Source organism: Iodobacter sp. BJB302 (assembly GCF_002735645.1).
In the GTDB taxonomy this organism is placed as follows: domain Bacteria; phylum Pseudomonadota; class Gammaproteobacteria; order Burkholderiales; family Chitinibacteraceae; genus Iodobacter.
The window spans coordinates 40,420-51,135 of record NZ_PDZG01000033.1 but is presented as its reverse complement, the minus strand read 5'-3'; the positions used below and the strand labels follow the sequence as shown (position 1 = coordinate 51,135).

Here is a 10,716-nt window from a genome sequence, read left to right as displayed (position 1 = left end):
ACTTAAGTAGTCAGATATTCGAATCGAATCTTCCAAATGTGCAGCTCTGCTCGCCATACTTCATGATTAATGAAAAAAAGAAATTATCTATCAATTATCCATCATTTGACTATAAAGTGAACAGCATCCCCCTAGCCCCCCATTTTCAAAGGGGGGACAAGTACATCAAACATATGAGTAAGCTAGAAATGATGTAATTCCTGCAAATAAGTGCTGGAATTTAAACACCGCCCCCATCACACTTATTGCTTAATCCTCTCCTGCCTCAGGCAAATATGCTATATTTTCCGACCCATATGGCATATGTGCAAATGTTCGCCTGCCCATCTGTTTAATCATTGATTTCAGAAAGGAAGAATATGCAAAAAGTATTACTTTCAATGGCTCTGGCCAGCGCCAGCCTGCTGGCCCATGCCGCCAGCGATCAATTTGAATGGCTTGAAGATGTAGCGGGTAAAAAATCATTAGATTGGGTAAAGGCGCAAAATGCCATTAGCCACAGCATGCTGGAAAAAGAAGCAGGTTTTAATCCGCTTAAAAATCAAGTGCTGGATATTCTTAATTCAAAAGAGCGTATTGCCTATGTGAATAAAATGGGCGGCTATTTTTATAATTTCTGGCGCGATGGCGATCATCAGCGTGGTATTTGGCGGCGCACTACCCTGGCCAGCTATAAAACAGCGAATCCAGATTGGGAAACCGTATTAGATTTAGATGCATTGGCCAAAGCTGAAAACGCCAATTGGGTTTATAAGGGCGCAGACTGCCGCTATCCCCAGTACGACAGATGCTTAATCAGCCTTTCCCGTGGCGGTGCCGATGCGGTGGAAGTGCGTGAATTTGATTTAAATAAAAAAGCCTTTGTAAAAGATGGCTTTAGCCTGCCTGAAGCTAAATCAGATGTCAGCTGGCAAGGTAAAGATAGCGTGTTTGTGGCCAGCGATTTTGGCAAAGACAGCCAGACTGATTCGGGCTATCCGCGCATTGTTAAGCTTTGGCAGCGCGGCACGCCGCTTAGCGCCGCTAAAACTATTTATGAAGGGCAAAAAACAGATATTTCTGTCTCTGCCATGGTGGCCGAAGATGCAGGCTACCGACGCGAGATTATCCGCCGTGGCGTTACCTTTTATACCAATGAAACCTATTTGCGCAGCGGCGAAAAACTCAGCCGCATTGCCGTGCCGGATGATGCCAATATCAGCTTCTTTGGCCCGCAAATCCTGATCACACTTAAATCCGCATGGACTATCGGCGGCAAAACCTGGCCCAGCGGCAGCCTGATCGCCAGCGATTTTGAGAAATTCCAGGCAGGTGAGCGCCAATTTACTCAGCTCTTTAACCCCAGCCCAACCACCGCACTGAATGGCACCACCGCCACAAAAAACTTCCTGATTGTTGAAGCGCTCGATAATGTAAAAGGCCGCCTGACAGAATGGCGCTTTAAAGAAGGAAAATGGTCGCAACGCGCGATTAATGCCCCTGCTTTTGGCACGATCGGAGCGACGGCGATTGATCCGGATGCCTCGGATGATTACTTCTTCACCCACGCCGATTTCCTGACACCGGATTCGCTCTATCTGGCCCATGCAGGCAACGATGAACGGGAGCTACTAAAGCAGCGCCCCGCTTTCTTTGACGCAAACAGCATGGAAATCGCGCAAAACGAAGCCGTTTCTAAAGATGGCACGCGCATTCCCTACTTTATCGTTAAGCCTAAAAACTTAAAAACCGATGCCAATACCCCTACGCTGCTCTATGGCTATGGCGGCTTTGAAGTCAGCCTCACGCCGTATTATTCGGCAGGTGCAGGTAAGGCATGGCTGGAAAAAGGCGGCGTGTATGTGCTGGCCAATATCCGTGGCGGTGGTGAATTTGGCCCGCGCTGGCATCAGGCCGCGCTGAAAGAAAACCGCCAGAAAGCCTATGATGATTTTATTGCCGTGGCGGAAGACTTAGTGGCCAAGAAAATCACCCAGCCTAAAAAGCTCGGCATTATGGGCGGCAGCAATGGCGGCCTGTTGATGGGCGTAATGATGACCCAACGCCCGGATTTATTTGGCGCGGTGGTTTGCCAGGTGCCGCTCTTAGATATGCGCCGCTTTAATCAGCTGCTGGCAGGGGCTTCGTGGATGGGCGAATACGGCAATCCGGATGTGCCCGCAGAGTGGGATTACATCAGCAAATACTCGCCGTATCACAATCTCAAGGCCAAAACGCAATACCCGAACATCCTCTTTACCACCTCCACCCGCGACGACCGTGTCCACCCGGGCCACGCGCGTAAGATGATGGCAAAGATGCAAAGCGAGGGCGTTAAATCGGTTTGGTACTATGAAAACATGGAAGGCGGCCATGCAGGTGCGGCAGACAACAGCCAGAAAGCTGATATGACTGCGCTGGAATACAGCTTTTTGTGGAAGATGTTGAAGTAATCATGGCGGCTTAGGGTGGGGGCGTTTTTAGCCCTCACCTGCAGCTTCGCGACTAAAGACTAAGCCATGATCTTTTACAAATAGCTATTGCACACATACTCTCGATTTGCCCGCCCGCTTGGCTTCGTACATTGCGGCATCAGCGGTGCTGACTAATTGGTTCGGTGTTGTTTCAGAGCCTGGCAAATAAAGTGTAAGACCAATACTGGCACTCACATGTGCGGTATTTTCTCCGATGAAAATGGGCTCCTGAATACGCAATAGCAGCTTTTCTGCCAATTGCCACGCATCCTGAATACCCCCGCCTAAAAACTCTAAAATCAGCGTAAATTCATCCCCTGCCAAGCGTACAACGGTATCAGTATCCCGCACACTTTGGCGCAAACGCTGAGCAACGGCACATAAAACAGCATCGCCCGCTTCATGCCCCTGAGTGTCGTTTACAGCTTTAAAGCCATCTAAATCAAGAAATACAATGGCCAAAGGAATTCGCTGACGATTTGCCCTTGCGATCGCTTGTGTAATCAGCTCAAACAACGTTCGCCGATTAGGCAGACCCGTCAGCGCATCATGCCCAGCCTCATGTTCGCGCTTTAATTCCGCCTGTTTGCGCTCAGTAATATCATGCAAAAAAGCACTAAAAATAACGTGCCCTTCAATATGTAAAGCACGAATTCTTACCTCTGCAGGCAACACACTCCCATCGCGCCGCAAAGCAAGCAACTCCAGCCGCTGATTAAGCACCTTATGCTCACCAGAAGCTTTATAACGCTTTATCCCTGCCCGGTGCGCCTCACGCATTTCCAAGGGAATAATCAATTCATCCAGGGCACAGCCAATGGCTTCTGAAGCACTCCAGCCAAAAGTCTGCTCGGCCTGATGATTCCACTCAATGATGACACCAGCCTGATCATGCATACATAGGCATCATTGGCATTTTCAATCACCATGCTTAATTCTGCTTCACGTTTACGCAAAGCCAACGCGGATTGCAGCTGCTGAGCCATGGCAAAAGAAAGCTTTTCATTCGCCTCTTGTAAATCATGAGTACGGGACAGCACACGCTCTTCCAAAGAAAGCCGTAAAGCAGCCAGTGATTCTTCTGCCTCTTTCCTGTCTTGGATGTTTTTAATAATCGACACAAAATAATCAAGCTCCCCCTTCTCGCCCACATACTTGGTCACCACCAAATTCACCCATACCGTACTGCCGTTTTTACGGATATAGCGCTTTTCAAGCTGGTAACGATCAATTTGATCAGCTACCAGCTGCTGTAAAAGATGGAGATCAGCATCAAGATCCTCGGGACAGGTAATATCCTGAAATGTGAGCTGGAGTAATTCAGCCTTGCTATAACCAACGATCTGACAAAGCGCTTCATTCACACTAATCCAACTGCCATCTGGCGCAACCAAGGCAATACCCACCCCCGCCCGCTCAAATACAGTGCGGAACCGTGCCTCACCCTCCTGAATTTTTTTCTCTGAATAACTCATCTGGCTGCGTGTCAGCAGCACTGCTTCACGCATTTGTACTTCTTTATTAATCAAGTCAGTAAGAGCAATCAAAATACTCACTTCATCCTGCGTGAGAAGGCGTGGCTTTGAATCAATGGCACAAAGCATACCAAGAGCTAACCCCCTCGTGCTTCGAATCGGGACTCCTGCATAGAAACGAATATTGGGCTGACCAGTGACCAGAGGATTATCCGCAAAGCGCTCGTCTTGCGTGGCATCCTGCACAAGCATAGGCTCTCTATTCATAATGGTATGAGCGCAAAAAGCGAATTCACGCGGGGTTTCTGTGGCATCCAGCCCTACCCTGGATTTAAACCACTGCCGGTTCTCATCAACCAAAGAAACCAAGGCAACAGGCACATGCAGGATTTGAGAAACTAAGCGTGTAATCAGATCAAAAGCGGGCTCCGCCTCGCTGTCAAGCAGCTCCAAAGCATGTAAAAGATGCAAGCGCTCGGTTTCGTCAGGGGGGACAGGGGGCATGGTCATAAAGAGTGATATCCAATAAGGCTGATACCACTATAGCTATAGCAAACCAATTCCTCAGATGCTTTATGTTTAAATTAATGTTATTCAAACATAAAAAAAGCCACCTTCGTAAAGGTGGCTCATTTAATTCTGAACGGCGATTAAGCGCGTTTTTTGAATTCGTTGAAGCGTGTATCGATTTCGATTTTGTCACCGATTTCAATAAAGGCAGCAACTGGCAATTCGTAACCATTGGAGAGGCGGGCGGGCTTCATTACCTTGCCTGAAGTATCGCCGCGAACTGCTGGCTCGGTGTAAACCACTTCACGTACGATGGTGGTAGGCATTTCAACAGAAATAGCTTTACCTTCGTAGAAAGTTACTTCGCACTGATCTTCCATGCCGTCTTCGATAAAGTTCAGGGAATCGCCCAGATTGTCTTTTTCGATTTCGTACTGGTTAAACTCAGCATCCATAAATACATACATAGGATCAGCAAAGTAAGAATAAGTACATTCTTTGCGATCTAATGTAACTACTTCAAATTTTTCGTCAGCTTTGTAAACGTTTTCTGAAGAAGATGTACCCAGCAAGCTTTTTGCTTTCATCTTTACAACAGAAGAGTTACGGCCAGATTTGCTGTATTCGGTTTTTTGAACGACCCAAGGTTGAGCATCAACCATGATTACGTTACCAACGCGAACTTCTTGTGCGGTTTTGATTGCCATTGCGGTGTTTACCTAGAGCTTAAGTGATGGTTAAAATTTAACTCGCCATTTTACCTTGCTATTTACGAATCTGACCAGATTAGTGGCGAGATCCCCGCGTTTAATCAAATTTTCCTGCCATGCCACAGCATGGCGCTTTAAGGCTGAAATCTCTGGCAAAAGCTTATGCCATGCGGCTTTGAGATCCCCTCCGTGATTCCATACCTGCCAAAAATCATTAAATACCTGTGCAGATTTACCGGGACAAGCGGCCAGATAAAGTGCCAAAAATGCATCCAGTTTGGCACGATGTGCATCATCATCCTGCGGATAAATATGCCAGATCAGAGGTAAAGCAGCCCACTGCGCCCGCACAAATGAATCCTCACCCCGTACAAAATTAAGATCACAACACCAAAGCAGCCGGTCGTAATCATCCTGCGATTGCATCGGCAGCACAGACAGGCTGAGCGCACCACGGCAAATCGTTGTGCCCACTGGCAACGCCTGCCCTAGAGCGGCTTCGGCCAAAGGCAGCAACAGGCCCTCGGGCATAAACACCTGCACAGGGCGGTCTGATTGCTGCCAGCAGCTCAGTAAATCAGCCAGCCCCAGATTGGCATAGGCAAAAAGAGACACCTTAATGCTATTGGCCTGTACAGCCTGCCATTGCCCCAGATACGCATCGCTGTTCGCCTGCGACCATGCCGCTTTGGCACTAAGCTGAGCCTGCTCGCCCAGTAAACCGCCTGTGCCATCCACAAAACCGGGAAAGAAAAAAAATTTAGGCAGGCCCTGGGCAGGCGATGGCAGGCCGTGGCAGCCCGGTACCCAATCTTCTGCAGAGAGATATTCCAGATTCAACCAAACCCGCTCACGCGGATCAGATTTCATGGCGGCAATATAACTTGCAGGCAAATCACAGGCAAAAGCCTCGATCACCACATCGGCAGGCTCTGCATCAGACAAAGGATGGCACCAATGCCTCACCTCCACTCCATAGCAAACCTGCGAAGACAAATCACTGCGAATATCCGCCTGAATTCGCTGGAAGCTGATTAAATCGTCTGCCCACAGCCTTACCGTTAAATCATATTCACGCGACAATTGCCGCGCCAGGCGCCAGCAGACACCAATATCTCCGTAATTATCAACCACACGGCAAAAGATATCCCAACGAATTGTTTTATTCATTAATCAATCACTTTCTTTTCTTCTGCAGCATAAACATTTCTGTCTGCCACGAATAAATCACTCATTTGCTGGCGGTTTTCTTTAGCAAGGGCAATTAATGCTTCCATATCATCTTTATGCTCTAATTGCTCTAATAATGATGCTTCATCGTGGCGCTGAAAAATATCAATCATTCGCTCTGCATGGGCAGGTGAATATCCAAGCGCCAATAAAGTATGCTCGGCAGCCGTTAAGCTGCTTTCCCATACTTCACGAATCACCACATCCACATCTAAATCCATTAAAGATAAAGCATGGGTGCGATTATGCGCGCGCGCAATAATACGCAGATGCGGAAACTTGCGCTTTGCCATCTGCGCTAAATGCAGTGAATCGCTGATATTATCAATGGCAATTAGTAATACCGAGGCCTGCTTTGCCCCTGCTTTTCTGAGTAAATCATGGCGGGTTGCATCGCCAAAATAAATTTTATGCCCTACTTTCTTTAAAAACTCAATATGCTCAGGGTCTTTATCCAGCGCGGTAAATTGCATTCCTTTTGCCGATAATAAACGCCCGGTTGCCTGGCCAAACCGCCCGAACCCGGCAATGATGACTTTATTGCTGTCAAATTTGACATTACTGTAATCAACAGTTTTTTCTTTGCCTTTGCGCTGAATTAAACGCTCAAAGATCATAAGCAGGGGCGCATTTAAGGCCATTGATAATCCCACCACAATGGTAACTTCTTCGGTAATCTGCTTATCTAGGATATGCAAAGATAAAGCCTGTGCCATCACCACAAAAGCAAATTCACCACCCTGTGCCAGCATCAGCCCCAGCCTAAAACTATTTAACTTTGATTGCCCTGTTGTGCCCGCAATTAAAGCCGCAATAACCGAGCTTTTTACCAGAAGCAGTAATAAAGCGCCTGCGAATAAAAACCACGGATCTGCCAGTAACAATTTTAAATTGATGCTGGTGCCGATAGTAATAAAAAACAAACCTAATAATAAGCCTTTAAATGGCTCAATATCTGCCTCAAGCTGATGTCTGAAGCTGGAATTAGCCAGCATAATCCCTGCAATAAACGCCCCCATGGCCATGGATAAGCCGGCATAATCAAAACCTAAAGCAGCGCCTAATACAATCAGTAACGCTGCTGCAGTCATGACTTCTGAGTTGCCATACTTCGCCACAATTTTAAGCAGCGGGCTTAACAAATAGGTGCCAATAAAAAGTGTAATCACTACGGCAAGCAAACCCAGCCACCATGGCACAATATGGCCGCTTGGATCGGGCGCCATCGCTTGTAAACTTAGTAATACAGGAATAACCGCCAAATCCTGCATCAGCAAAATTGCAAAACCAATCCGGCCAATTGGCTGGTTAAGCATACTGCGCTCTTTTAGCAGCTGAACAGCAAATGCCGTAGAAGACAAAGCCAGCGTTACGCCAACCATGAGCGACGCTTTAAATTCAAGGCTTAAAGAAACGACAGATAAACCAGCAAGCGCCAGGCCGCAGAGCAATAATTGAGCGCCGCCCAGACCAATAATTTTTTTACGCATCTGCCAAAGTGATTTGGGGTTTAATTCTAATCCCAAAACAAATAATAAAAGCACCACGCCTATTTCTGCAAAATCCAGCACGGCAACAGGGTCTTCAATAAACCCCAAAAAATAGGGCCCCACAATCACTCCGGCCACTAAGTAGCCGAGGATTGACCCCAAATTAAAACGCTTAAAAATCGGAACTGCAATCACCGCTGCTGCCAGTAAAACAACAGAAGTGTGTAATAGCTGATTATTCTCCAACGCTTTCTCCTAAGCTATTTTTGCATTACGACGTAATCTGTAAATCACTCACAGCATCGCCACTCATTTTTGACCTTACTCATGCCTGTCATCATTTTATTACATCATCATTTTCTGAATTGATGATAAAAACATCGACGCTGTTTATAGCACTCTGCGGCAATATTCAATTTGAAAAATTCCCAAATTATTCACAAATACCGGGGTTGGGACTGATTTTCAATCAAAACAGTGGCATGGGTCACGCCATCTTCACCCTATACACGTTCAGATTAATACCACGCTTTTTCAGTAAAATATGACAATTTTCTTAAAATACGCATTTAACAGAGTAATGATTAAATAATAATTTAGCATTAAATGTTTAGTATTGATTTCACCAATAGCCAACACTATGCCAATGCAATAAAATAAATATTCCAAAGTCTCAGGCGTCAATCATGCACACAGAGCACAATCCTTTATTGCAAGAATGGCAAAGCCCTTTTGGCCTGCCACCATTTGATCAAATTATGCCCGGGCATTTCCCCCCTGCTTTTGCTTTTGCGATGGCGCAGCATCGCGCCGAATTAAATGCAATTGCCGAACAAACCAGCCTGCCTGATTTTGCGAATAGTGTAGAACGCTTTGCCCTTGCCGGCTCATTACTTGCGCGCATCAATGGCCTGTTTGAAAACCTGACGGCTTCTGAAACAAACCCGGAGCTTGAGGCGATCGAGCTCACACTCGCACCGCAACTTGCTGCCCACAATAATATTGTTTATCAGCAGGAAGGCGTTTTTACACGTATTAATGCCCTTTATCAGCAGCGCAAAGATTTGGGCTTAAGCACAGAAAAACTGCGACTCTTAGAGCGTATTCACTTAAATTTTGTAAGAAATGGCGCCGAGCTGACAGGCGAATCAAAACAGCGCTTTTCTGAAATCGTGGCCGCGCTGGCCACACTCTGCACACAGTTCTCACAAAATGTACGCAGCGATGAGGCGGAATACCGCCTGCAGCTTAATGATGAAAATGATTTGGCCGGCCTGCCGGACTCCATCAGAGAATCAGCAAGACAGGCTGCGGCAGACCGAGGTACAGAGGGCTATGTTATTACGCTCAGCCGCTCTTCCGTTGTGCCATTTCTTACTTATTCCAGCCGCCGCGATTTACGCGAAACAGCGCACAAAGCATGGAAAAGCCGCGGTGCACAGCAGGTAAAACAGATAACCGCCCCATCACCCCGCAAATTCTGGCGCTACGGCAAGAGCAGGCCCAATTGCTGGGTTACGCCAATTTTGCGGATTACGCCTTAAATGACCGCATGGCAGGCACGCCACAAGCTGCTTTGGATTTACTGCAAAAAGTGTGGACACCGGCACTTAAACGCGTACTCGAAGAGCAAGCCGATTTGCAAACCCTGGCCGCTGAGCTGGGCGAGCCACTGGATATTGAGCCTTGGGATTGGTTTTATCTGGCCGAGCAACAACGCCTAGCGCGATTTGATTTAGACGATGCCGAAATCAAGCCTTACTTTGCTCTGGAAAATATGATTACCGCCGCTTTTGATTGCGCGCATCGCTTATTTGGCCTGAGCTTTAAAGAACGCTTTGATCTGCCGCTTTATCACCCCGATGCACGGCTTTGGGAAGTCAGCCGCGAAGGGGAAGTGATCGGCCTCTTTATTGGAGATAATTTCTCCCGCACCAGCAAGCAAGGCGGGGCGTGGATGCATGAGTTTCGCAGCCAGAGCCGCAGTGAAGGCAAGCGGATTGTGCCTATTGTGATCAACAATAATAATTTCTCTAAAGCCCCGGCAGGCCAGGCTACGCTGTTGTCGTTTGATGATGTGCGTACTTTATTCCACGAGTTTGGTCATGGTTTGCACGGGCTGCTGTCGGATGTTGAATACAGTCTGCTGGCAGGCCCGGCTGTGGCACGAGATTATGTAGAGCTGCCCTCACAGCTCTTTGAGAACTGGGCCGAGCAGGACGAAGTGCTCAAAAAGCACGCCTTGCATATTAAAACCGGCGAAGCGATTCCCGACACCCTGCTTGCCAAAATCAAAAATGCGCGCTTTTTTAATCAGGGTTTTGAAACCGTGCGTTATCTGGGTTCAGCCCTGCTTGATTTACAAATCCATTTAGATTTAACTGAAAAAGTGCAGGATATCAGTGCTTTTGAAGCGGCCACGCTGGAAAAAATCGGCCTGCCCAAAGCTGCAGGAATTAACCACCGCCTGCCCCATTTCGGGCATCTGTTTTCGAGCGATGGTTATGCGGCAGGCTATTACGTATATATGTGGGCCGAAGTCTTAGAAGCAGATGCTTTTAATGCTTTTGCAGAAACTGGCAACCCTTTCGATCCGGCAACGGCAGAGCGCCTGTACCGCACGATTTACAGCGTGGGCAATTCTATTGATCCGGCCAGTGCATGGCTGGCATTTCGTGGCCGTCCGGCAGAGGTAGCTCCCCTGCTTGCCAAACGTGGCTTAAATTAAATAAACACAAGCCACATTTCTCTGATGACGGCTTGTATATGGAGCAAGCCGTCATCAGGAGCTTAAAACCAGAACGCAAGCGAACTGTTATTGTCAGCAAACACACATCAAGAGCCCGGC

General features: G+C 47.4%; 8 protein-coding genes. 3 read left to right on the top strand and 5 right to left on the bottom strand.

Translation table 11 applies throughout. From position 1 onward, the window contains the following. Together CSQ88_RS23175 and CSQ88_RS12075 are read left to right on the top strand one after the other, a co-directional pair. Positions 1–197: hypothetical protein (locus CSQ88_RS23175; RefSeq protein ID WP_218963074.1), on the top strand; the 197-nt coding region annotated here is incomplete at its 5' end. Positions 198–359: 162 nt separating this feature from the next. Continuing rightward, positions 360–2,432: a prolyl oligopeptidase family protein gene (locus CSQ88_RS12075; protein WP_099398347.1), complete on the top strand. Its 2,073-nt coding sequence runs from the start codon at positions 360–362 to the stop codon at positions 2,430–2,432. Positions 2,433–2,516: 84 nt separating this feature from the next. Here the strand turns inward: CSQ88_RS12075 and CSQ88_RS23170 are convergent, their stop codons facing one another. The 5 genes from CSQ88_RS23170 to CSQ88_RS12050 form a co-directional block, all read right to left on the bottom strand. After that, entirely contained in the window at positions 2,517–3,350 is an 834-nt protein-coding gene (locus CSQ88_RS23170; protein WP_099398346.1) for a sensor domain-containing diguanylate cyclase, read from the bottom strand. Further along, positions 3,248–4,438, bottom strand: coding sequence for a GAF domain-containing protein (locus CSQ88_RS23165; protein WP_099398345.1), 1,191 nt, complete (start codon positions 4,436–4,438; stop codon positions 3,248–3,250). The genes CSQ88_RS23170 and CSQ88_RS23165 overlap by 103 nt, the downstream gene beginning before the upstream one ends. Positions 4,439–4,578: 140 nt before the next feature. Next, positions 4,579–5,139, bottom strand: coding sequence for an elongation factor P (gene efp, locus CSQ88_RS12060; RefSeq protein ID WP_099398349.1), 561 nt, complete (start codon positions 5,137–5,139; stop codon positions 4,579–4,581). Between the two features lie 36 nt (positions 5,140–5,175). After that, complete coding sequence (gene earP, locus CSQ88_RS12055) at positions 5,176–6,318, bottom strand: elongation factor P maturation arginine rhamnosyltransferase EarP (protein WP_099398344.1); 1,143 nt, start codon at positions 6,316–6,318, stop codon at positions 5,176–5,178. Further along, complete coding sequence (locus CSQ88_RS12050) at positions 6,318–8,114, bottom strand: monovalent cation:proton antiporter-2 (CPA2) family protein (protein ID WP_099398343.1); 1,797 nt, start codon at positions 8,112–8,114, stop codon at positions 6,318–6,320. Before CSQ88_RS12050 ends, earP begins: the two co-directional genes overlap by 1 nt. A gap of 1,174 nt (positions 8,115–9,288) precedes the next feature. Between CSQ88_RS12050 and CSQ88_RS23400 the strand changes: the two genes are divergently transcribed. After that, a complete protein-coding gene (locus tag CSQ88_RS23400; protein WP_257212577.1) occupies positions 9,289–10,596 on the top strand; it encodes a M3 family metallopeptidase in 1,308 nt (435 codons plus the stop codon). Positions 10,597–10,716 lie beyond the last annotated feature (120 nt).